Origin of the sequence: Lampropedia puyangensis (assembly GCF_004833285.1) — a bacterium.
Classification (GTDB): Bacteria; Pseudomonadota; Gammaproteobacteria; order Burkholderiales; family Burkholderiaceae_C; genus Lampropedia; species Lampropedia puyangensis.
Genome location: NZ_STFG01000001.1, coordinates 41315 through 65820, shown reverse-complemented (window position 1 = coordinate 65820; position 24506 = coordinate 41315). Strand labels below are relative to the sequence as shown.

Sequence of the window (24506 nt, the reverse complement as noted above, 5' to 3'; positions counted from 1 at the left end):
GCTCCAGCTTTTAATGCTGCACGCGCCTTAGATAGCTCAGCACGCCACGCGCAGCCTGCACACCAGATGAGAGGCAGGCGGTCAACAAATAACCGCCGGTTGGGGCTTCCCAATCGAGCATCTCGCCGGCAAAAAATACACCCGGTATGGCGTTGCACATGCCTTGTGCATCCAACGCTTCAAAACGGACCCCACCTGCCGTGCTGATGGCCTCATCTATCGGCCGGGGTGCCACCACATTCAGCGGCGTAGCTTTGATGGTTTTCGCCAGCACATGCATATCACTCACCCCATCCTTGCCCAGCACCTCATACAGCAAACTGGCTTTGATGCCATCAAGACCCAGCCGCCCTTTGAGGTGGCTACTCAAACTGCGTGAGCCGCGTGGCTTGAACAATTCCTGCTGCACACGCTCGGCACTCCACTGTGGCAGCAAATCAAGGTAAAACTGTGCATGCCCATGCGTGTTGATGCGTTCGCGCAGCAATGCCGAAACGGCATAAATCAAGCTACCTTCAACGCCTGTTTGCGTGGCCACAAATTCACCTTGACGGGAAAACAACACACCTTGCTCATTCGCATACGTCAGCGCAATCGACTTGAATGCGCCGCCTGCAAAGCGCTCGGCAAACACAGGACTCCAGCCCTGTTGACGACCATCGAGCCAACCAAGATCAAAGCCGCAATTGGCTGGCTGCAAAGGCGCCACCTCCACACCACGTGCTTGCAACCATGGCACCCAAGCGCCATCAGAACCCAGTTTGGCCCAACTGCCACCGCCAGTGGCCAATACCAGCGCCTGGCAATGCACAACCTGTCGACCTTGCTCATTGTCAATGAGAGGGCGTCCGTCAGCATCCCAGCCACCCCAGCGGTGGCGCATATGGAAAACGACAGACTGCGCTTTCAGTCGCGCCAACCAAGCCCGCAGCAAGGGGGCCGCCTTCATGTCGGTAGGGAACACGCGCCCTGACGAACCGACAAAGGTATCGAACCCTAACCCCTTGACCCATGCCATCAATTCCGGAGCGCCCCATTGCTGCAACCACGGCTGCAATTGCTTGCTACGGGCGGCATAACGGCTGACAAAATGCTCAAAATCTTCCGAGTGTGTCAGATTCAAGCCGCCTTTACCTGCCATCAAGAACTTGCGTGCCACCGATGGTTTGCTCTCGAACACATGCACCGACAAACCCGATTGCGCCAACTGCTCAGCCACCATCAAACCGGCAGGGCCGCCGCCCATGATGGCCACATCACATGCCAAAGTCGGCAAAGTGGCACTGGGCACTGAATCGCAAGAGGTGGTCGGCGTTGGCAATGGGCACATGGTAGAAACGTCCGCTCAAAAATCCGTTACGGATTGCCAGCACAGCCCAAGCCGTGCGTGGCCAAAGGGTGCGCAGAATACCACGCCAGTGCCCCCCCGATAACCTGACTATCTGGCCACGCACCTGGCAACATCAACGGGCAGTGAGATGCTGCGCCAAAAAGTGCTCCATGGCTTCATAGAACTCGAACTTGTTTTCATCGTTATGAAAACCATGGCCTTCGTTGTCTTTAACCATGTACTCGACCTCCACGCCGCGTTCGCGCAGTGCTTGCACTACCTGATCGCTTTCAGCTTTGTTGACACGCGGGTCTTGCGCGCCTTGCGCGATGAACAATGGCGTCTTGATCTTGTCAACATGCAGCGCAGGCGATGTTGCAGTCAAGCGGTCTTTGTCTTTCACGGGGTCACCGACCATGTCTTGCATCATGGTCAGCATCGGCTTCCAATAAGGTGGAATGGTGCCCATGAAGGTGAACAAATTCGACACGCCCACGTAATCGACGGCTGCAGCATACAAGTCTGGCGTGAAGGTAATGCCAGCCAAAGTCGCATACCCACCATAGCTGGCGCCATAAATGGCAATGCGTTGAGGGTCTGCAATGCCTTGGGCGATCAACCACTGCACGCCATCCGTGATGTCGTCTTGCATGGCCAAGCCCCATTGGCCAAACCCAGCCTCCCAAAATGCACGACCGTAACCAGTGGAGCTGCGGAAGTTGATCTGCAATACGCCATAACCACGGTTGGCCAGAAACTGCACTTCAGGGTTGTAACCCCAACTGTCGCGCGCCCAGGGGCCACCATGCGGATTGACGATGATGGGCAGATTCTTGCCTTCTGCACCTTTAGGCAAGGTGAGGTAGCCGTGAATCGTCAAGCCATCGCGACTGGTGAATTGGATGGACTGCATGTGCGCCATCTCCGTCTCAGGAATCAACGGATTGATTTCTGCCAGCTTGGTCAGCACGTCTGCGGCTGCATCGTACAGATAGCGAGCACCAGCCGTGCGGTCATTGTGGGCAGCCACCACAAACAAGGTCTCGTCTTTGTTGTGCGATTGCAGACTCACCTCGTAGCCTGGCAATTGGGCTTTGAGTTTTTCGTAGAGAGTGCGGCTGGCCTCGTCAAAGAAATGCAATTGGACCTTGTCGGTTTCATAGGCCGCCACAGTCATGACTTTGCGTTTGCTGGAGTAGCCTACGCTGGCCAAATCCACGGCATCAACGCCAAACACATATTCCTCAGCATCAGGTCGGGCAGGATCAATGCACACAAAAGCGACCTTGTCGCGACCGCGGTTGCTCATCAAATACAACTGCTGGTTGTCAAAGCTGAAAAAAGCAGGGCTCACACTCGTGCGGTAATCGGTCGTAATCAGCGGGCGGAAATCCTCATCCTCCCGATCACGGTAAAGCAAACTGGTGCTTAAACCATCGGTGGTTGTCGCAGCGCGCACGCGCCCTGCATGGTCTGTTGCCCAGCCCACAATATTGCCGGGATTCTCGGCCACGCGCACCGCGTCACCCGTATGGATGTTGATACGGTACACATCAAACACTTCAGGATTGCGGTGGTTGTGGCCAATGAGCACATGATCGGGGTCATCTTCCAAGTCATCCTCAATACCTGCACGCACTTGTGCAAACGGCGTCAGATCGGTCACTTTTCCAGTGTGCACATTCACCGCCAGGACATGAAAATTCTCATCGCCACCAAAATCTTTTTGGTAGAGCACCACATCACTGCCTTTAAAAAAGTAACCCGCAATATCACGCGCGCTTTCCTGTGTCAGTTGGCGGGGTTGCCCCACCACGGCGCTGCCCTCCAAAGCCTGCACAAAAATGTTCATTCGTGGAGGCTGTCCATCCACGCTGGCAGGCTTCATGAAGCCAAGAGTTTTGCCATCGTCTGAAAGACGAAAGGCCGCTTGTTCAGGGTTGCGAAAAAAATCACGTAAAGGGAACTGGGGGGCAACTTGAACAACACTGTCAATGGTCACGGGTTTCTCCTGAGGTTAACGGCACACACCATGCAAAGCACAGACAATAGCGCCTTTTGCGCACCACGATAAAGGAAAATCCATGCCCACAATGGAGCCCGGTAATCATCAGCTCACCATGACCGTGTTGATGATGCCCGATATGGCCAATTTTTCAGGCAATGTTCACGGCGGCCAGATTCTGAAGCTGCTTGACGAAGTCGCCTACGCCTGCGCCAGCCGATACGCAGGCACCTATGCAGTGACCATGTCGGTTGATCAAGTGGTCTTTCGCCAGCCTATTCACGTAGGGGAATTGGTGACATTCCTGGCGTCAGTCAACTACGCAGGACGGACATCCATGGAAATCGGCATCAAGGTTGTGACCGAAAACGTGCGCGAACGCAGCGTGCGCCACACCAACAGTTGCTTCTTCACGATGGTGGCCATGGGCGATGACGGCAAACCCACACCAGTGCCCACACTCTCGCCACAGACCCCGGACGAAGTGCGCCGTTATCACCAGGCGCAGCAACGGCGTCAACTGCGTCAAGAGCTTCAAGAGCGTTACCAATCCATCAGCCAGTCAAGCTAATCCCTACCACCGCAATGCGTTTTTTGGGGCCTTGCCGATCGGTCTGGAGCCCAAAAGACGTGCTGTTGTGTTAAAAATCCTCGCCGGGCAGATGGCCCGACTCAGGATTTTCCCAGCATCGCATGCTTTTGTACTCCAACGCGGTCTGCGTGGAGATCGTAAACACGTTCTTAAACCTTTTAGGAGCCGCGTCCAGCCATGCTTGATTTACCTCCCTCATCAGGCCGCACCAATGGTACACCGGCGATATCAGACCGTGCCCGCAACTTGGCAGCGCTGGCCCAAGACACAACATGGGATGTACTGGTTATTGGCGGCGGCGCAACTGGCTTGGGTATTGCCCTGGATGCAGCCAGTCGAGGCCTGAAAGTAGCGTTGGTCGAAGCACATGACTTTGCCAAAGGAACCTCATCGAAGGCGACTAAACTCGTGCACGGCGGCGTGCGCTACTTAGCGCAAGGCCATATCGCTTTGGTCAAAGAAGCCCTGCACGAACGTGCTGTGCTGCTCGCCAATGCGCCTCATTTGGTTCAACCAGTTCCCTTTGTAATGCCGACCTACCATTTCTGGGAGTCGGCCATGTATGGCACTGGTTTGCGCATGTACGACGCACTGGCGGCAAGCGACCGCCTGCCGCCAACCGAATCGTTAAGCAAAGCACAGACAGAAGACCTTTTGCCCAACGTGAACCGTGCCGGGCTACGCGGCGGCATCCGCTACTGGGATGCGCAGTTTGATGACGCACGCTTGGCAATTGCTCTGGCCCGCACAGCCGCGCAACACGGGGCATTGGCCATCAATTACATGGCCGTCACCGACCTGTTGCACAACAGCCAAGGGCTAGTGGCTGGCGCCCACGTGAGAGACGCCGAAACCGGCCAGCAGTTCACGCTACAAGCGCGCTGTACCATCAATGCCACCGGTGTGTGGGTTGACCACATTCGCCAATTTGACGAAAGAGATGCGGAGGCTGCGGTCACCCCCATGGTCTCTCCAAGCCAAGGTTCACACCTGGTGGTTGAGCGCCATTTCTGGCCTGGTAACAATGCGTTGCTGGTGCCAAAAACAAGTGATGGCCGTGTGCTGTTTGCTGTGCCATGGCTAGGCCATGTGATTTTGGGCACCACTGACCATCCCCGCACAGATAGTCCAATCGATCCAATGCCTACGCCAGCAGACGCTGGTTTTATTCTGCAAGAAGCCGCACGCTATCTGGCGCACCCGCCAACCAAAGCGGATGTGCGTAGCCAGTGGGCAGGTTTGCGCCCTTTAGTGCGCCCTGTGCAAGCCACATCTCAAGGCAATACGAAAAGCCTGAGTCGCGAACACACTGTACACATTTCGGCACATGGCCTAGTCAGTGTGACCGGTGGAAAGTGGACGACCTACCGCGCCATGGCCGAAGATGTGATACGCCAATGCCAGATGGCCAACCTGATCCCGGTGAAATTGCCTTCTTGCCAAACAACCCGTTTGCCGCTTGTCGGCAGCCCAGGAGCCTCCGTAAGTGCTGATCGGACGCACACTCTCCAACAACCTCCGGGTTTGGCGCAATATGGGCAAGAAGCCGCCATCGTGCAGGCATTGCCTGGCGCTGACCAACGCGTACATTGCAAAACCACGTTGACTGAAGCGATGGTGCGTTTTGCAGCACGCCATGAATATGCCCGCACGGTTGAAGACGTGCTGGGACGCCGCTCGCGGCTGTTGTTTCTGGATGCGGCACAAGCCATACAGGCCGCACCACGTGTCGCCGAAATCCTCGCAGAAGAACTGGACCATCCCGTCGACACCACGGCATTTCTCACGCTAGCAGCGCAATACCAACTGGTCTGATGAGAGACTGGAAAAAGTCAGCCCGTTGCCATGATCTGCCGCACCATTGGTAACGCCCGATCGACTAATTGAGGCAAGGTCAAGCAGTCACAAGCGAGCACCTGGCGTGTGGGCATACTGCGCAGCCACGTGATCTGACGCTTGGCCAGTTGCCGCGTAGCCGCCTGCGCTTGCGCAATCCATTCATGTTCAGGCACAACGCCGTCACGCATTTGCCATGCTTGGCGGTAGCCTACTGCGCGAATCGCGGGCAACTGCGCATGCAGTTTTGGGTTGGCGCGCAACCGGTCCACCTCGGCCAAAAAACCGTCTCGCACCATCGCATCAAAACGCTGGTCGGTACGCGCATGCAGCCAGCTGCGTTCGTTTGGCTCCAGCGAGAGCAGGCGTTGGGCAATCCATTCGTTTTGCCATGACAAGTCGCGTTGCGAGCGCTGCTGTAATTGCGACAAAGGCTCACCACTGACCAGCCACACTTCCAGCGCTCGCTGGATACGCTGCGCATCACGCGGTGCCAGACGCTGTGCCGTTTCAGGATCCACCTCAGCCAACCAAGCATGCATAGCCGGCCAGCCTTGTTGCTGCGCACGCGCCTCCAGCTGCGCACGCACTGGCGCATCGGCTTGCGGCAACGGATCAAGCCCGTTGAGCATGGCATGCAAATACAGCATCGTGCCGCCCACCAGAATCGGGAAAGCACCACGGGCCAAAATACCATCCACCGCGAGCTCGCAATCGCGCACAAAATTTGCAGCGCTATACGGTTGATCAGGCTCGCGGATATCAATCAAATGGTGCGGAACTTGTGCCAGCTCTTGCGCTGTGGGCTTGGCCGTGCCGATGTCCATCCCTTTGTACACCAGTGCAGAGTCCACACTGATCAGTTCCACCGCAGAGTCGGCTTGCAATGCCTTGGCCAGCTCCAGTGCCAGAGCCGATTTGCCGCACGCGGTAGGGCCTGTCAAGACAAAAAACGGCTTGCTGAGCAAGCCGTTTTCTGGGGAAGTCAAAGAGTTAGACATCCTGCTTTTTCGCTTGCGCCGATTTACACCACGCCTTGCGCCAACATGGCGTCAGCCACTTTCACAAAGCCCGCAATATTTGCCCCTTGAATGTAGCTTACGGTGCCATCGTCACGACGGCCATACTCCAGGCAAGCCTGATGAATGCCACGCATGATTTCAAACAAGCGTTGATCCACCTCCTGGCGTGGCCAAGCTAGGCGGGCTGCATTCTGGCTCATTTCCAGACCCGATGTTGCCACCCCACCCGCGTTGCTGGCCTTGCCTGGCGCAAACAACACACGTGCCGCTTCGAATGCTTTGGCCGCTTCAATGGTCGAAGGCATATTCGCGCCTTCCGCCACACACACCACGCCGTTGGCGATCAATGTCTTGGCGTCATTTTCATCAAGCTCGTTTTGCGTTGCACATGGCAGTGCCACTTCGACCGGCACATGCCAAGGGCGTTTGCCCTCCAGATACTGCGCGCCGACTTTTTCGGCATAGTCCTTCACCCGGCCATACTGCTCATTCTTGATTTCCATCAAGATCGCCAGCTTCTCAGGTGTAAAGCCTTCAGGGTCATACACAGTCCCTGCAGAGTCTGAGCATGTCACAACATCTGCACCCAAGGCCATGGCTTTTTCGATGGCGTACTGCGCCACATTGCCTGAGCCAGACACCGACACTTTCATGCCCTGGAACGATTTTTTGGACTCGTTGAGCATTTCCTCTGCGAAATACACTGTGCCATAGCCTGTAGCTTCTGGGCGAATCAACGAACCGCCCAAATGCAATGGTTTACCAGTGAACACGCAATCGGCCCGATTGGTGAGTTTTTTGATGTAACCGGTCATGAAGCCAATTTCGCGTGCGCCCACACCAATATCGCCTGCAGGTACGTCCGTATCAGCGCCGACATGGCGTACCAGTTCAGACGCAAATGCCTGGCAAAAACGCATGATCTCGCCTTGGCTTTTGCCTTTAGGATCGAAGTCAGAACCGCCCTTTGCGCCGCCCATGGGCAAAGTAGTCAGCGCATTTTTGAACGTTTGCTCAAATGCCAGGAATTTCAACACCGACAAATTCACCGAAGGGTGGAAACGCAAACCGCCTTTGTACGGGCCAATGGCCATGCTGTGTTGGATGCGGAAGCCGCGATTGACCTGTACCTGGCCTTTGTCATCCACCCAGCTGACTCGGAAAATGATGATGCGCTCTGGTTCAACCAAACGCTCAAGCAACCCCTGACCCGCATATTTCTGATTGCTGGCAATGAAAGGCCACAGGCTTTCAAACACCTCCGTGACCGCTTGATGGAATTCAGGTTGGAGCGGGTTGCGCGCGGCAACATGGTCAAGAAACTGCTGCATGGACAGATCGGACATAGGAATTTCCTTTGTTGGTTGTTTTTTCAGTTGCAATACGTGCCTTGTCTCATTCAAACTGGCGCGGCACGCCCTATAGGTTTCACCTGTCTCTGGCTGATTGACGCCGATAAAAAAGCCCCTTTGTGCGGAGCTTTTTGGGCTGGCTGCGGTGGCAAATGCGGTAGCACTCGCCGTCATGGAACCGGCTACTCAAGGTGGTTTGCCAAGCCCGTATAACTGGCTTGGCACAAACGCGGCACTTAGACGCGTTTGCGGTATTCGCCAGTGCGCGTATCGATTTCGATGCGATCGCCTTGGTTCACGAACAAAGGCACGGCCACTTCAAAACCTGTCGCGATTTTGGCTGGTTTGAGCACCTTGCCTGATGTGTCGCCTTTAACAGCGGGCTCAGTCCAAGTGATTTCACGCTCAACACCGGTTGGCAATTCCACAGAAATGGCTTTTCCATCATAGAAAACCACTTCGGCTGTCATGCCTTCTTCCAAGTAGTTCAACGCATCTTCCATGTTGCCTGCTTCCACTTCGTACTGGTTGTACTCAGCGTCCATCCAAACATACATCGGATCAGCAAAGTAAGAGTAGGTGCACTCTTTCTTTTCCAAGATCACGTTGTCAATTTTGTCATCCGCTTTGAACACAACTTCGGTGCCCATATTGGACAGCAACGCCTTGAGCTTCATACGCACAGTTGCTGCGCCACGGCCGCCACGTGCGTACTCAGTCTTCAATACGATCATTGGGTCCTTGCCATGCATGATGACATTACCCGCACGGATTTCTTGTGCGATTTTCATAAAAAGTGTCAGTTTTGAGAGGAAAGAAGCCAGCAAACGCAGCCATTGCGCGTCCCCAAAGCTTCTAAAAGATGCAACGCCTTCTCTGGCGCGCAAACACGGTCGATGCACCCCATCTAGCCGCAAGCCAAGGCAAAAAGCCTTTCATCTGCGCCCGAACAAACGATGCAAAACGCGCTATTTTAGCCGTTCATCGCGATAAAAGACAAAAACATCCTATCGCGCACGGCTGCTCCACCTCACTCAGCCTTGAGTAACAGCGGGTAGAATGCACGTTTGGCTCTATCGTGCCCAGTGGGCACTCGCTAGGCAACCGCCACGCCAGTTGCCCCGTTATCACACTTCTTTTTTACGCCTGCTCCGTTTTTCATGCGCTGCACCTTCTTTGTTTCCTTCGCTCTGGCCTGTCCGGTGGATTTGCCGCAGGCCACTGCGTGGGTGCAGGCTCAGCGGCTTGATGCAGAAACACAATTCGCCCAAACCCGGCGGCAGACTACGCGCGATCGAATTTGATGGCGCCATAACGCTGCTCCCCTTTTTGGCACTGGTAACCAAAAGCTGAGATTCCCCTCAGTCAATCCTCCAGCCAGCCGATCTGATTCCTTGCACGCAGCGTCAGCGCCGACACTCACTGCGGCAGCCCTGCACTGCCACACCAATGAACACCTTTTGCGCCTCGTGTGCTGAACACCAGCACCAGCGTGCCATGCTTGAGCCTGATTGAACCGCCATGTCTAACGAAAAAAGCCCTGCTACAGCTAACGATTACCGCAGCAAACTGAATCTGCCCGACACCCCATTTCCCATGCGTGGTGACCTGCCCAAGCGCGAACCAGCATGGATTGCCAAGTGGGAAGAACAAGGGCTGTACCAGAAGTTACGCGCAGCGCGCAAAGGCCAGCCCTTGTTTGTGCTGCACGACGGCCCCCCCTATGCGAATGGACAAATCCATATGGGCCATGCTGTCAACAAAATCCTCAAGGACATGATCGTCAAATCCCGCCAGCTCGATGGTTTTGACGCGGCCTACATTCCTGGCTGGGACTGCCATGGGCTGCCCATTGAAAATGCCATCGAAAAGCTGCATGGACGCAACCTCAGCCGCGATGACATGCAAGCCAAAGCGCGCGCATTCGCGCAGGAGCAAATTGACCAGCAAATGGCTGGCTTCAAACGCCTTGGTGTTTTGGGCGATTGGGACAACCCCTACAAAACGATGAACTTTGCCAACGAAGCTGGCGAGTTGCGCGTGCTGAAAAAGGTCATGGAAAAAGGGTTTCTGTACCGTGGCCTCAAGCCCGTCTACTGGTGCTTTGACTGCCAGTCATCCTTGGCTGAGTTCGAGATTGAATACGCAGACAAGAAATCCGATACGTTGGACGTGGCCTTCAAAGCCAACGATCCACAAGCCTTGGCAAGTGCCTTTGGCTTACCGACCTTGCCAGACGCCGCTAAAGATGCCTTTGTCGTGATCTGGACAACAACAGCGTGGACCATTCCAGCCAATCAGGCCCTGAACTTAAACCCTGAAATCGACTATGCACTGGTCGATACAGCCAAGGGCTATTTACTGCTGGCACTGCCCCTCGTAGAAAAGTGCCTTGAGCGTTTCGCCCTTGAAGGCAGCATCGTGGCAACCGTAGCAGGCAAGCAACTGGCCAACTTGCAATTTCAGCACCCCCTCTACGAGGTAGATGCAGGCTACCGCCGCTTAGCGCCAGTAATCTTGGCCGACTACGCCACTGCAGACGACGGTACCGGTATCGTGCACTCTGCGCCAGCCTATGGGGTCGATGACTTCAACTCCTGCATGGGCTATGGCTTCAAACACACTGAGATCTTGACACCCGTGCAATCGAACGGTGTCTATGCAGCCGATCTCCCGCTATTTGGCGGCCAGTACATCTGGAAAGCCGTTCCCGTCATTCTTGATGCGCTCAAACTGGCTGGTCGCTTGATGGCAACCCAAACCATCTCGCACAGCTACCCACATTGCTGGCGCCATAAAACACCCGTGATCTACCGTGCAACAGCGCAATGGTTTGTCCGCATGGACGAAGGCGAAGGCCTGTTCGCCAAGGAAAAGCCTGCCATATCGTTGCGCGCTACAGCCTTAGCGGCCATTGAGCAAACCAACTTCTACCCGGCCAACGGCAAAGCGCGTTTGCACGACATGATCGCCAACCGGCCAGACTGGGGCATTTCACGCCAGCGCAACTGGGGGGTGCCCCTGCCGTTCTTTCTGCACAAAGAAACAGAACAACTGCACCCACGTACCTTAGAGCTTTTTGACAAAGCCATTGCCATTGTGGAAGAAGGCGGCGTTGAGGCTTGGAGCCGCACCACGCCTGAAGACATTCTGGGCGCCGAAGAAGCGGCGCAATACAACAAAGTCAATGACATTCTGGATGTGTGGTTTGACTCAGGCTCAACCTTCTCACACGTACTGCATGGCACACACGCTGCGTATGGCCACCCACATGGCCAAGAGGCCGATCTCTATTTAGAAGGCCATGACCAGCACCGTGGCTGGTTCCACAGTTCTTTGCTGCTATCGTCTGCATTGAATGGTCGCGCACCCTATAAAGGCTTATTGACACACGGGTTCACCGTAGACAGCCAAGGCCGAAAAATGAGCAAATCGCTGGGTAACGGCATTGAGCCTGATGCCGTCAGTAAAAAGCTCGGCGCAGAAATCATTCGCTTGTGGATCGCTTCAAGTGACTACTCAGGCGACATCGCAGGCGATGACAAAGTGCTGGCCCGCGTCGTGGATTCATACCGCCGCATTCGCAACACCTTGCGCTTTTTGCTGGCCAACACCAGCGACTTCAACCCAGCCACAGACGCCGTGCCACTAGAGCAGTTGCTTGAAATCGACCAGTATGCACTGGCACGTGCCGCCGCCTTGCAAGAAGACATTTTGGCGCACTACAAAGTCTATGAATTTCACCCAGTCGTAGCCAAATTACAGGTGTATTGCTCAGAAGACTTGGGCGCGTTCTATCTGGATGCGCTCAAAGACCGTCTCTACGTGACGCAGGAAAACAGCCTTGCGCGACGCAGTGCCCAAACAGCGCTTTGGCACATCACCCACGCCATGCTGCGCTGGATGGCACCATTCCTGTCCTTCACCGCTGAAGAGGCTTGGCCCATCTTTGCGCCAGGCCAAAGCGAGAGTATTTTCATCGAAACTTTTTACCACATCCCAACCACAGCGAACGCAGACGGGCTGTGCGAGAAATGGGAGCGCATCCGCGCCATCCGTGATGTGGCCAACAAGGAAATTGAAGCGGTGCGCACAGAGGGCCATCTAGGCTCATCACTGCAAGCAGCCATCACCATCACGGCTACGCCTACGGACTATGAACTACTGACCAGCTTGGGCGAAGACCTCAAATACGTGTTCATCACCTCGCAAGCCCAAGTCGTACCTGGCCAAGCCCTGTCCGTGGCAGTTGCCCTTGCGCCTGGCAAAAAATGCGCAATGACATGGCACTACAGCGAAACAGTTGGGCAAGATACCGAGCATCCTGAGCTATCAGCCCGCGCCATCAGCAACCTGTACGGTTCAGGTGAAGTGCGGCATATTGCCTAATACCCCTCCTGACATGTGTTTGATTGGACTGCATTCAAAGCAGCCAATTGAACGCATGCCTTAACATTTTGCTTGCCCGTGCGTATTTGCTCAGTGGCACAACAACACCTGCTCGCTTTGTAGCGCTTGCAGCGCGCCCCTGCTTAATTTCATGGGTGGGCGTGTCAAGGGCCACGGGTGGGCCACTCTTCGCACACCGAATCCAGAGCCAATCAACATTCGCAGCGCATACCCCGCATTGCGAATGTTGATTGGCTCTTTTCGTATTCACGCACGCCTTGCGTCGTATTCCCTATCGCCTGTGACCATGCCCACAAGAGGCTAGCAAACGCTTGTTGCGTGGAATATCACATGGATAAAAACACGTGAAATTCACCAATTTCAGGGATAGCCAATTCCTCTGGTCAATGCTAAAAACGCCTCAGCAGCAAGAACACGGCAATAACGCTGAGGTATTGAGATTGACTAGAAAAACAAACGCAGAGACTGTTTTTTCCTTTAATCAAGACGCTAACTGTGAATCTAGTGTTTACGAATTGGCCTTAATGGCATTCAAGTGCCTACAACCACGAACGCACTAAACGCAATACCATGCCAATGCCAACTGTTGTTTTCATCAAAACCTGTTTGGCGCCTCTTGCGAACAAGATGCGCTGGAACATAACGAATCAGACCAATAGTCACTTATGTTTGTCAATTTTGTGTTAATCTCGTTTCATATGATGCAACGCCGGAGTTGGCGACTGCCTCGTGGCAAAGGATGTCCTACATGAGTGCCAAACTCAGCAAACACGATTTACTTGATCCTCCTGACTTATCGAGAACCGATAAGCACGATCATGCGTTTGCCGTTGAACCGGGCACATGGATGGGCTATGCCGACGGCACTGTCATCTTTATCAATCAGACATGGCAAAGTTTCGAGGCTCCCGAAATAGCTGGAGCAAAGCAAAATACCCACTGGCTAACAATCCTGCATCCTGAAGACATCGACCAGGCTCAAGCCGCCTGGATTGCAGCAACACAAAAGAACGCCCCCCTGCATATCAAATGCAGACTCTCGACACCTGCGGGTTGGCAATGGCATTGGATGTGCAGCATTGCCTTGCCAGCCCAAATTGCCCAAAACGCCTGGCAAATAACGGCAACCCCAGTACAAGCCAGGAACGACGACGTACAGTCCTTGACGCAAGAGCTGCAAAATTACCGAAACATGCTCGATGCCAGCGTCGACTGCATCAAAATGCTCAGCCCCGAAGGGCGGGTACTGCACATGAATGCGGCCGGTTGCCGCGCGTTAGGGGTAAGCGAATCAGAAGGGTTTGGTCAGCGATGGCTGGATCTTTTACCTCAGGAAGTCCGTGCAGCGGGCCTTCGCGCGTTGAACCGTGCCGCTCGCCAAGGCAAAAAGACGCAATTCGCTGGCATGAGCGTCTCGGGTGGGAAAACCCAATATTGGGACAACGCACTGTCTCCGGTTGTCAATGCACAAGGAGAAATCACGGCCATCTTTTGCCTGTCTCGGGATGTCACGTTGCAGCGACAAGCCGAAAAGCGGCTGCGTATTGCCAGCGAAGTCGACGCTTTAACAGGCTTGCCCAATCGCCGAGTGTTACAGGCACAGCTGACGCGGAGCCTGCGCAAACACAACGACAGCCGCCAGTTCGTAGGCTTGATGCTGCTGGATCTGGACCATTTCAAGCACGTTAACGATACGTTAGGGCATGTAGCTGGAGACCATTTGCTACGTGCACTCTCCAAACGCCTGCAGGCATGCCTTCCGGATAGTGCCTTTATCGCCCGATTAGGGGGGGATGAATTCGCCATCGTGTACTCAGGATTTACCCATATCCGTGAGTTCCTGGAGTTGGCGCGCCATGTTCATCATCAGATTGACGCCCCTGTCACCTATGCAGGAAAACTAATCAACGGCGGCATGAGTATTGGTTGCGCACTATATCCACGCGATGCGCAAGACCTTTCTGGCTTATTAAAAGCTGCAGATACCGCACTCAACGACATCAAGGCCGGTGGGCGCGGCGGTGTGCAGATGTACAGCATCAAGATGATGCAATCGGCCATCCGAGCGGCTGATCAACTTGAACGTTCTCGCCAAATTGTGAGAGACAAAGCCATTGAGCCGCATTACCAGCCCAAAGTCACGCTGGCCGATGACCGCGTCATTGGCTTTGAAGCATTGTTGCGATGGCGCGACGCATCCGGCCTGCACTACCCACGCGGTGTAGAGGAGGCGTTCAAAAACTACGACGCAGCCACAAAAATCAGCGAACAAATGCGCCAAAAAGTCTTCTCTGATATGGCCCGCTGGTACCAACAAGGATTGCCCTTACTGCCTATCTCGCTCAATGCAGCACCGGTAGAATTTTTACGTGATGATTACGCCGAACGTTTGCTCCATAGCATTCAGCAATTTGGCTTACCGCCAACGCTGGTGGAGATCGAAGTCACCGAACACAGCCTGACTGAACGCAATGCCGAGTACGTCGGCAGATCCTTGAACGTATTGAAAAAAGCTGGGGTTCGCATTGCGCTGGATGACTTTGGCACAGGCCACTCCTCTTTTGCCAACTTGCGCGATTATCCGGTCGACTGCATCAAGATCGACCGCGATTTCATTCACCGTATGCAAGACGAAACGGTGATTGCCGCCATTGTGAAAGCCGTATGCCAACTCGGCCCCGCATTGAATTTACAAATCATTGCCGAAGGCGTTGAAACGCGCCAGCAATGCAACGCGCTGCTGACTGTAGGTTGCGAAGTTGGCCAAGGCTTCCTGTTCAGTCCAGCCATGCCTGCCGAAGCTGTGGAGAAAATGCTTGCTGATTGGAAGCAGCGCTTTCAATTGCTGCCGCCCCAAGCCCCGCCAATAGACAGCCACAATAAGCTGCATCGCATCCGTTAGGGTGGTCAAGCTTAATCAAGGGTAGCCTGAAAACCGCGTCTCGCGTTAATAGTGATACGCGCAGCGGGATCCTGACGGTAAAAGCGCGACAACAGCGAATACCATGCAGGATGCCATTGCTGCAAAGGTAGCGGATCGATGAAAAACGCCTCAGAACTGACCGCAAAAAATTCCACCGTGTCTTCTGCTGCGTAGGCATCAAGTGGTAGCCCCTGGTAGACCGCCTGCCCTTGCGCTGAGTCAGGATCGACGTCCAGCCCTATAGCGGCATCGAGCAACTCCACGGTTCTTGCAAAGCGCTGCCAAGCAGCCTCCAACGTATGGAGCCATTGTTCAGGATCAATTCCTGTTCCCCTCAAATAGGGCATACCATCCGCAGCCCCGTGGGCCATATCCAGCTTGTGGGCAAATTCATGAATCACGACATTACTGTGTAACGCCCGTTCCTGAGCCTGTTCAGGCTCAGGAACGGGCTGCACAGCCTCCCAAGACAAAATGATCGGCCCGCCCTCCCAAGTTTCTCCATAAGTCACCGCTCGCTGTCGATGCACCACCCCACTGCCATCAACATGGCTATGTGCAGTAATAAAGGCGTGCGGGTAAACAAGCACCCCGCTCCAGCCTTCATACCACTGCTCTCCCAAGTACAAAATGGGCAATGAAGCCTGCATCGAAATGCACAACGCCATGGCATCGGTCACTTGTAGACCACCAACACCATCCCACGTTTTACTGGCTAAAAACCAAGCGCTTTTGCGTTTAAGCGCAGCTTGCTCTTGAGACGTCAAACCATGCAAGAAAGGCATACTGCGCCACAAATCATTCCAAAGCGAATCGTCGATCTGCGATTGCACACGCCGCACTTGCTTTTCACTTGCACCTTGCCCCATTAACCATTTCCACATACCGCCTCCTTCACTTGCATGGGTTGCACACGTACGGCTTTACCTCTCAGCCATACAAATGCAACTCATTCTGTTTTAAGATGCCGCTGCTGCGCAGCCTTCACTTCTGATCGGACTGCATCTCTGGCATTCGCTCCATGCACTCCATCGCCCGTTTCTTTATCCGTCGCCCCATTGCCTGCGTCATGCTGGCCATTGCCATGGTCCTCGCAGGCTTACTGGCTTGGCGCATGCTTGCCGTGGCCCCTTTGCCGCAGGTCGACTTCCCTGTCATTGAGGTCCGAGCCAACCTGCCTGGAGCCAGCCCGGAAAGCATGGCCAGCACCGTTGCGGCGCCACTTGAGCGAGCCCTTGGCGCCATTGCGGGCGTAACCAAAATTCAATCCAACAGCAATCAAGGCTCGGCCCGCGTGACTTTGGAATTTGCCTTCGATCGCAACATCAACGAGGCCGCACGCGAAGTACAAGCGGCCATCAATGCTTCGCGCAGTCAACTCCCTGCAGGCATGTCAGGCAACCCCACCTACACCAAGGTCAATCCCTCACAGGCGCCGATCATGGCGCTGGCCTTGAGTTCGACATCGCTGCCAGCAGCTGCGCTCTATGACAATGCATCGACCATTTTGGCGCAAAAAATCGCACAAATCACCGGCGTAGGGGAGGTCACGGTCGATGGATCTTCCTTGCCTGCAGTGCGCGTGCAGCTAGACGCAGCAGCCTTAATCCACAAGGGATTGTCGATGGAGGATGTGCGCCGCGCCATCAATGGCGCCAATGCATGGCGCCCACTGGGGCAAGTAGAAACTGGCAGTCAACGCTGGCAACTGGCACTGTCATCAGGCATGCGTACGGCAGAAGATTTCGAGCAATTGATCGTGCACCAAAACGCAGGGGCAGTTGTGCGCCTACGCGATGTGGCGGTGGTGAGCGACTCCGTAGAAAACCGCTATACCGCTGGCTACCACAACCGCAATGCAGCAGTGATCTTGCTGATCAGTCGCCGGCAAGATGCCAACATCGTCCAAACGATTGATGCTATTCATGCCGCCATGCCGCAGTTGCAGGCACTCCTGCCTGCTGATACCAACTTATCGGTCGTCATGGACCGCTCACCCGGCATTCGCGCAACTTTGAGCGAAGCGCAATGGACACTGGTCTTAACCTGCTTGCTGGTGGTAGCTGTCGTGTGGGCATTTTTAGGCAGCTTGCGCAGCGCCTTAATCCCTGCGGTTGCCCTGCCAATTTCACTGATAGGTGCATTCATCATCATGTGGTGGCAAGGCTTTTCCCTCAACAACCTCTCACTCATGGCATTGATTGTCGCCGCTGGTTTGGTGGTCGATGACGCTGTGGTTGTGCTGGAAAATGTGCAACGGCATTTGCACAAGTACCGGCCTGTATTGCCGCACACACCGCCATACTCGCACGCCAACCTACCCCACAATAAAAGTAGAAGCCGTTTTGGCGTATGGCGCGCCGCCTTGCGGGGCGCCTCGGAAGTAGGCCCAACATTGATCGCGATGAATGCGGCTTTGGTAGTGGTCTTCATCGCCATTCTGTTCATGGGTGGCGTGGTCGAGAAGCTGTTCCGGGAGTTCTCCATCACATTGGTGGCTGCCATTGTTCTATCGCTTTTGGTTTCAATTAGCCTCACACCAGCACTGTGCGCGCACACCTTATCGCCTCGTAATCACGCAAGCAGCCATCCTTTCGTGCTGCATGGCCAGGCACTCTTCGCAGATTTCAAAGCCATGTACGCCCTGACCTTGGCATGGGTTCTACGCCACAGCTGGCTGATTGTGCTGCTGATGGCGGGACTGATTGCGGCCAACGCCTGGCTGTACACACATCTGCCCAAAAGCATGCTACCCACGCAAGACACAGGGCAACTCAGCGGTTTTGTCCGTGGTGACGATGGTTTTTCCTTTCAGGTCATGCAACCCAAAGTCGAAGCATTCCGCCAGCATATTCTGGCGGACCCGGCTGTGGCGGATGTCACTGGTACCAGTGGCGGGCGAGGTGGTATCAGCAATTCATGGTTTCGCATTCGCCTCAAACCATTGGCTGAGCGGCGTGTAAGCGCAGCTGAAGTGGCCGCCCGCCTGCGCGCTTCCGCACCTTCATTGCCAGGCGCCATGTTGATTGTGAATGTGGAGCAAGACATCCGTTTGCAAACGGGCCAGCACGGTGGAGAAGGCGAATATTTTCTGGCACTGCGTTCAGATTCCACCAGTACCCTGCGCCAGTGGGCCCGCCCTATTGGCGATGCACTGGAAGCCTTGCCAGAGCTGGTCAACGTCAATGTGCCCGGCTCAGAAGATGCACAACAGGTCGAGCTGACGATCGACCGCGAAGCGGCTCAGCGGCTTGGCGTGGGCATGAACGCCATCGCGTCTGCCCTGAATAATGCGTTCTCGCAGCGCCAAGTTGCCACGCTGTATGACAACCTCAACCAATACAAAGTTGTGATGGAATTAGACCCGCTGTTTGGCAGCGAACCCGCAGCACTGGAGCAGGTCTACATCATCAACACGCAAGGGCTTAGGGTGCCCATGTCAGCCTTCTCAACCTGGCGCTATGGACTCTCGCAAGACCGAGTCTTTCATGACAGCCAATTTGCCGCTCTAGGGATTGAATATGGACTCGCCACCGGCACTACAGAACTGCAAGCCAAAGCGGCCATTGAACAGGCCTTAACCAGCCTGATGCTGCCAGCCAATATATACACTGGCGAGCGCACAGCAGACACCATCAGCATTGAGGCCACGGTCAAGCGCCAACCATGGTTGATTCTCGGGGTTCTGATTGCGGTGTATCTGGTGCTGGGCATGCTCTACGAAAGCACATTGCACCCACTGACCATCCTCTCTACCCTGCCCTGCGCTAGCATTGGCGCGTTGCTTGCACTACAACTCTCAGGCACACCATTTAGTTTGATTGCCTTGCTGGGCCTGTTTTTACTGATTGGGGTGGTGATGAAAAATGCCATCTTGATGATTGACTTTGCGCTTGATGCGCAGCGCAGACTGGGCTTACCTGCACAAACGGCCATCGCACAAGCCGCGCAGCAACGCTTACGCCCCATCCTGATGACCAACTTCGCTGCTTTGCTTGGCGCCATGCCACTTGTCTTGGGCTTTGGCGAGGGGGCAGAACTGCGTCGCCCACAGGGGATTGCCATCATCGGCGGACTGGCCATCAGTCAATTGCTCACGCTGTACACCACCCCTGTGCTGTATTTGTATTTGGAACGCCTGCGGCAATGGTGGTCGCCAGGTGCAAGCCGCAAGCTTGCAGCCCAGACCTCTGCACCCCATAGCAACGTCGCCCCTTCCATGCCATCGGCTCCGTCTTCTGCTTCCCATTGACAATGGCCTACCGCCTTGCTCCTCATGCCTGCACTCTCTTTTTTGTCACGCGCCTCCTCCCGTCCTATTTCCCCACCCTATGCACTCGCTGTTCGCGGCTTAGGCATCTTGGGAGCAGCTCTGCTGTTGTCAGCATGCAGCACCGTTGAGCCGCCAGTTCTGCCTGCCAACCTGGAGGCCGCTGTCTCAACACCATTTCTGCATCAAGATGGCTGGCTGGCTACTGCAAACCAGGCTATACCAACGGATACCAATCGCATGCATTGGTGGGAGCTCTATGGCGACGAGGCGTTAAACCAGTTAATGCATGCCATCAACAAAAACAACCCCACACTCGAGCAAGCCCAAGCGCGCTGGCGGGAAGCCCAAGCCAATATAGCCAATATGCGTGCTATTGACAGTCCTCAGATTGCAGCCAACGCCGCAGCAACCCGTGCAGGCACATCCACCAGCGCCACTAGCAACCAACTCAGAACAGGTCTGACCATCAACTGGCTACCTGATCTGTGGGGGCGCAATGCGTTGCGTGTGCAAGCGGCCCAAGCCTCCGCCCAAGCTGCACACGCTGACGTTGCCGCCGCCCGTTTGGCGCTGCAACTGAGCACAGCAGAGAACTACGTGCAACTGCGAACACTGGAACTACAACGCACGTTGCTACAAGAAACCCAACAAGCCTACCAACGCGCACTCGAATTAACCACCAACCAATATGAATCAGGCTTCGTCGCACGCGCTGACGTCATTCAAGCCCAGAGCCAATTGCAATCGGTGCGCACCCAGCTAACCAGCAATGAACGCCAATATGCCCTCACACGCAATGCCATTGCAGCATTAACTGGCCAGGTACCTGCCACGCTGAATTTACCTGCCTCGCACTGGCAAGCCCTGCCTGAGCCTCCGGCACAGCCCGCGCAATTGCCCTCTGCATTGTTGCTGCAGCGCCCAGACGTGGCTGCAGCGCAGCATCTTCTCACGGCTGCACATGCCCGAATGGGGGTCGCACAGAAGGCATGGCTGCCAGACTTAAATCTCAACGCATCAGCCGCTTTGCAAGCGGCAAGCTGGAGTGAATTCATCAACGCACCACTCAGGATCTGGTCCCTTGGTCCGGCACTGGCAGCCAGTGTGCTTGATGGCGGAGCAAGGCAGGCCGAGCAAGCACAGGTACAAGCACAAATCGACGGTCAGGCTGCCGCTTGGCGTGGACAAGTGCTCCAGGCCATCAAAGAAGTCGAAGACGCGCTGGCCACCTCTGCATGGTTGCTGCAACAACACGAGCAACAAACCGAAATGGTCAAGCTCGCGCAAGAAAATTTACGCGTCATGCAAAACCAATACCAATCAGGTCTGGTGAGCTACCTGGATGTCGCACTGGTGCAAAACCAAGAACTCACCAACAGGCGCAACCTGCTCGATGTGCAAGCCCAACGCCTGCAAGCCAACATGCAACTGTTTGCTGCTTTGGGAGGCAACTGGAATGCCCCAGATGCAACCACACTCCTTGCGCCATAACCTACCCGGCACAGCAACGCGCAAGACATGTCCTAACCTAGGCTTGATCGGCATCGCCAGCACTATTGCCCTACTCGCATCGTCAGTTCCAGATGCTCGCTAAAATGCTGCGCGAGACACTCGTGTGCTGATCAAGCTTTCAAGAACATGTTCTAAGGTTTGGCGCCACATGCGGGGCAACGGTTTTGCCTCGCCCATTTACCACTCCATTTTCGAGAGGATTCCCATGAGCTATACCCTTCCATCGCTTCCCTACGCTTACGATGCCCTGGAGCCGCATATTGATGCGCAAACCATGGAAATCCATCACACCAAGCACCACCAAACCTACATCAACAACCTCATCACTGCCGTCAAGGGCACTGAGTTTGATGGCAAATCGGCTGAAGAGTTGATCGTGGATCTGAGCAAGCTACCAGAAGGCATTCGTGGCGCTGTGCGCAACAACGCCGGCGGTCACGCCAACCACAGCCTGTTCTGGACCGTGATGACTCCAGCCAAAGCCGATAACAAGCCAACAGGTGATGTCGCCGCCGCTATTGAGCGCGACCTAGGTGGTTTTGACGCATTCAAAGAAGCCTTCACCAAAGCTGCCCTGACACGCTTTGGCAGCGGCTGGGCTTGGTTGTCTACTGACAAAAGCGGAAAACTGTTGGTAGAAAGCAGCGCGAACCAAGACAATCCATTAATGACAGGCATCGGTTCAGGCAACACCCCAGTTCTGGGTCTGGACGTGTGGGAACACGCCTACTACCTGAAGTACCAAAACCGCCGCCCTGACTACATTGCCGCATTCTTTAACGTGGTGAACTGGGCGGAAGTGGAACGACGCTACCAAGCAGCCAAAGCAGCATAAACGCCACGTCATGGCCATTGCGTGGCCATCTTATCTTTAGAGATAATAGATAAGATGGCCACCCTAAAAGACCGCAATTGACTCTAAGTTGATTGCGGTCTTTTGCGTTTATGGGAGATACGCAGCGTTATAGAAAATTGCATCAACCGCCATGCAACCAATGCTGTCCCGTTTCCGCTGCCTGCATCAGCAGCCACGTCATCACCACATACCGCAAGAACTTGCCCAATGCCATATACGCAGCGCATTGCGCTAAAGGCAAACGCAGCCAACCGGCAACGGCGCACAAAGGGTCTCCGACCACGGGCAGAAAACTTAAAAAACAGGCCTTAGCGCCAAATCGTTCCAGCCATAGCAAGGCACGCGGGTTAGTGGTAGGCTTTTTGTGGCTACGAGCATCGACAGCGCGGTGTGCAGCAGCGCCCATCCACCAACTGACCATGCCGCCCAAAGTATTCCCCAATGTAGCCACGCCAATGGTCGGCCAAAATAAGCTAGGGTTCAGCTGAATTAAGCCAAACACAGCCGGCTCAGAGCCCAAAGGAAGCAACGTGGCAGACAAAAACGCCACGACAAACACCGTAGAGAGACCAAACTCAGGCAATGCCAAAGCGGTCAAAAGCGCATCAAGCCATGCCTGCCACATACATCTCAATCCAGGCGGATACCGAGGCGTGCTGCAGCTACCACTAAGGCCAAAGGCATTCTCGAAGTGTCATTCACAGGCGATGCGCGCATTCAGTCTGGCTGCGATGGTGTGCGAGGCACCACATCGGTCACATCATCAAGCTGAGCGCGTGCTGTAGTAGAAGCTGGTTGCCCCCGGCCTTTGCGCACCGTGCTGTAAGCCTGTTGAAACCCATAACGCGGATCAAATCGCCCGGCAGAAAATGGTTGTACCAGCGGCTTGCCTGTCAAACGCGCCCACATTTGCCGCAATTTGAAAGTTGCCCAAACAACAACCAAAACAAACATCAACACAAAAAACAACGCCGCCCCTGCCATTAAGCCCATGATCAGCAAGATGGCGCTCAGCAAAGTTGCCAAGAAGTTGTTCAAGTCCACATCCTTTTCATTAATTAAGTGCTTGCGTCCCCTAAGACGCACATGCGTTCTTCGCAGATAGCGTTTTTTTTGCTTAATTCAAGGCTACGCCCCATAAAAAAACACCTGCATAAACCAATTGACGGTGCGCCGCATTGCATAACACTCTACAGAAACCCCATCTCAACTAGCCAGTAGGGCTTTTCTTTGCGTAGACCTGCACAATGGGTCATGATGCAAATCACAGGCTTGCTATCGGTGTTTCAGGAACTCACCATGGTTAGCAGGGTCATAATGGAATTGGGTTCCTCACAGCAGGAGCCGCGAGCGTCCAGAACGCTTACCAGCCGTTTCACCTAGCCCTTGGCATGGGTGAGTCACCATTCAACCAACTGATTGGAGTCAACACATGAGCACCAAAAACAATGCGGAAAAAACTGTAGCCGATGCTGCTGAGGCAGTGGACGAGACAATTCGCAAAGCTGCTGACAAAAGCATCGAAAAGGTAGAAAAAGGGGTCGATAAAGCGGCTGAAGTTGCACACAAAGCTGCAGGCAAAGCCTTAGATGGTGCAGAAGATGCCATTGAAAGCACGCGCAAAGTGGTCGATAAAGGCCTATCAAAAGCGGAACGCACAGTCAGAGACCTCAATGCACACGCAGACCCAAAAATTGACGACGTTGCGCACAAAGCGTTGGATGTGGCCACACAGTGCATCAACTTGGTTGCAGACACCAGCGAACGCACACGCCAGCGCATGACAGATCTGTGTCAAACAACTAACCGCTATGTGGTTGAAAAACCAGGAAAATCCTTGTTGATCGCTGCTGCCGTTGGCGCCACTCTCTCAGCGTTGTTGCTGGGTCGTCGTGGCCGTTAAACCTAAAAGTGAGAGCTACGATTTTTGTGGCTCCCCCCAACACCGATCTGTTAGAAGCTGAAGTAAGCAAAGCGTCCATGCCTACCGTCAATGCTTCTTCCTTCTATTTTTTCAGATTCAGTATCAATGGACACCTCAAAAGGAAACTCCATGAACACCAGTGTGTTTGTCGCGTCCCGTCTGGCACAAGCCTTGGTGCTGACCATTTCCCTTGGCGCGGCCATCGCCAGCGTCACAGGATGTGCCGTTGCACGCGATCAGCAATCTGTTGGCGAATACATTGACGACGCAGGTATCACTATCGCTGTCAAAGCGCGGCTTGCCGACAACCCGCTGACATCGGCGATTGCCATCAGCGTGGAAACCCTCAATGGTGAAGTGCAGCTGTCTGGTTTTGCTAAGTCAGAACTGGAAAAAGAAAGTGCCGCCAAAGTCGCCGCAGACACGCTAAATGTGCGCACCGTCAAAAACCATATTGTTGTGCGGCCATAA

At 54.7% G+C, this 24506-nt stretch carries 18 protein-coding genes; 9 read left to right on the top strand and 9 right to left on the bottom strand.

Going from position 1 to position 24506, the window contains the following annotated elements:
* Positions 1-10: 10 nt before the first annotated feature.
* Complete coding sequence (locus tag E9531_RS00250; protein ID WP_136571735.1) at positions 11-1330, bottom strand: TIGR03862 family flavoprotein; 1320 nt, start codon at positions 1328-1330, stop codon at positions 11-13.
* Positions 1331-1463: 133 nt separating this feature from the next.
* Entirely contained in the window at positions 1464-3332 is a 1869-nt protein-coding gene (locus E9531_RS00245; protein WP_244609915.1) for a S9 family peptidase, read from the bottom strand.
* A gap of 91 nt (positions 3333-3423) precedes the next feature.
* Between E9531_RS00245 and E9531_RS00240 the strand changes: the two genes are divergently transcribed.
* Positions 3424-3906, top strand: a complete 483-nt coding sequence (locus E9531_RS00240) for an acyl-CoA thioesterase (RefSeq protein ID WP_136572221.1) — start codon at positions 3424-3426, stop codon at positions 3904-3906.
* 198 nt (positions 3907-4104) lie between these two features.
* Positions 4105-5742 (top strand): glycerol-3-phosphate dehydrogenase/oxidase, encoded by a 1638-nt coding sequence (locus E9531_RS00235; RefSeq protein WP_136571734.1) that lies wholly within the window; start codon positions 4105-4107, stop codon positions 5740-5742.
* 17 nt (positions 5743-5759) lie between these two features.
* Here E9531_RS00235 and miaA read toward each other — a convergent pair whose 3' ends face one another.
* From miaA to E9531_RS00215, 4 genes are all read right to left on the bottom strand, one after another.
* Positions 5760-6764 carry a tRNA (adenosine(37)-N6)-dimethylallyltransferase MiaA gene (gene miaA, locus E9531_RS00230; protein ID WP_136571733.1) on the bottom strand — a complete coding sequence of 335 codons (1005 nt, stop codon included), beginning with the start codon at positions 6762-6764 and terminating at the stop codon, positions 5760-5762.
* 23 nt (positions 6765-6787) lie between these two features.
* Positions 6788-8131 (bottom strand): NADP-specific glutamate dehydrogenase, encoded by a 1344-nt coding sequence (gdhA, locus tag E9531_RS00225; protein ID WP_136571732.1) that lies wholly within the window; start codon positions 8129-8131, stop codon positions 6788-6790.
* A 242-nt stretch (positions 8132-8373) separates the two neighbouring features.
* Positions 8374-8928 (bottom strand): elongation factor P, encoded by a 555-nt coding sequence (gene efp / locus E9531_RS00220; RefSeq protein ID WP_136571731.1) that lies wholly within the window; start codon positions 8926-8928, stop codon positions 8374-8376.
* Between the two features lie 336 nt (positions 8929-9264).
* A complete protein-coding gene (locus E9531_RS00215) occupies positions 9265-9450 on the bottom strand; it encodes a hypothetical protein (RefSeq protein ID WP_136571730.1) in 186 nt (61 codons plus the stop codon).
* A 208-nt stretch (positions 9451-9658) separates the two neighbouring features.
* On the opposite strand from E9531_RS00215, the gene ileS reads away from it, so the two are divergent.
* Together ileS and E9531_RS00205 are read left to right on the top strand one after the other, a co-directional pair.
* The gene (ileS, locus tag E9531_RS00210; protein ID WP_136571729.1) at positions 9659-12526 is read left to right on the top strand and encodes an isoleucine--tRNA ligase; all 2868 of its coding nucleotides are present in this window, start codon (positions 9659-9661) and stop codon (positions 12524-12526) included.
* Between the two features lie 769 nt (positions 12527-13295).
* Positions 13296-15449, top strand: a complete 2154-nt coding sequence (locus tag E9531_RS00205; RefSeq protein WP_158291684.1) for a putative bifunctional diguanylate cyclase/phosphodiesterase — start codon at positions 13296-13298, stop codon at positions 15447-15449.
* 11 nt (positions 15450-15460) lie between these two features.
* Here E9531_RS00205 and E9531_RS00200 read toward each other — a convergent pair whose 3' ends face one another.
* Positions 15461-16354 carry a M90 family metallopeptidase gene (locus E9531_RS00200; protein ID WP_136571727.1) on the bottom strand — a complete coding sequence of 298 codons (894 nt, stop codon included), beginning with the start codon at positions 16352-16354 and terminating at the stop codon, positions 15461-15463.
* A gap of 137 nt (positions 16355-16491) precedes the next feature.
* Between E9531_RS00200 and E9531_RS00195 the strand changes: the two genes are divergently transcribed.
* The 3 genes from E9531_RS00195 (at position 16492) to E9531_RS00185 (ending at position 22090) form a co-directional block, all read left to right on the top strand.
* Positions 16492-19722 (top strand): efflux RND transporter permease subunit, encoded by a 3231-nt coding sequence (locus E9531_RS00195; protein ID WP_136571726.1) that lies wholly within the window; start codon positions 16492-16494, stop codon positions 19720-19722.
* A 24-nt stretch (positions 19723-19746) separates the two neighbouring features.
* On the top strand, positions 19747-21234 hold the full coding sequence (locus tag E9531_RS00190) for an efflux transporter outer membrane subunit (protein WP_136571725.1): 1488 nt from the start codon (positions 19747-19749) through the stop codon (positions 21232-21234).
* 226 nt (positions 21235-21460) lie between these two features.
* Positions 21461-22090 carry a superoxide dismutase gene (locus E9531_RS00185; protein ID WP_136571724.1) on the top strand — a complete coding sequence of 210 codons (630 nt, stop codon included), beginning with the start codon at positions 21461-21463 and terminating at the stop codon, positions 22088-22090.
* Positions 22091-22232: 142 nt separating this feature from the next.
* On the opposite strand, the gene E9531_RS00180 is transcribed toward E9531_RS00185, so the two are convergent.
* Both E9531_RS00180 and E9531_RS00175 read right to left on the bottom strand, forming a co-directional pair.
* Positions 22233-22736: a YqaA family protein gene (locus E9531_RS00180; RefSeq protein ID WP_136571723.1), complete on the bottom strand. Its 504-nt coding sequence runs from the start codon at positions 22734-22736 to the stop codon at positions 22233-22235.
* Positions 22737-22828: 92 nt separating this feature from the next.
* On the bottom strand, positions 22829-23149 hold the full coding sequence (locus E9531_RS00175; protein WP_244609914.1) for a hypothetical protein: 321 nt from the start codon (positions 23147-23149) through the stop codon (positions 22829-22831).
* A 394-nt stretch (positions 23150-23543) separates the two neighbouring features.
* Between E9531_RS00175 and E9531_RS00170 the strand changes: the two genes are divergently transcribed.
* Together E9531_RS00170 and E9531_RS00165 are read left to right on the top strand one after the other, a co-directional pair.
* Positions 23544-24014 carry a hypothetical protein gene (locus tag E9531_RS00170; protein ID WP_244609913.1) on the top strand — a complete coding sequence of 157 codons (471 nt, stop codon included), beginning with the start codon at positions 23544-23546 and terminating at the stop codon, positions 24012-24014.
* 150 nt (positions 24015-24164) lie between these two features.
* Positions 24165-24506, top strand: a complete 342-nt coding sequence (locus E9531_RS00165; RefSeq protein WP_136571722.1) for a BON domain-containing protein — start codon at positions 24165-24167, stop codon at positions 24504-24506.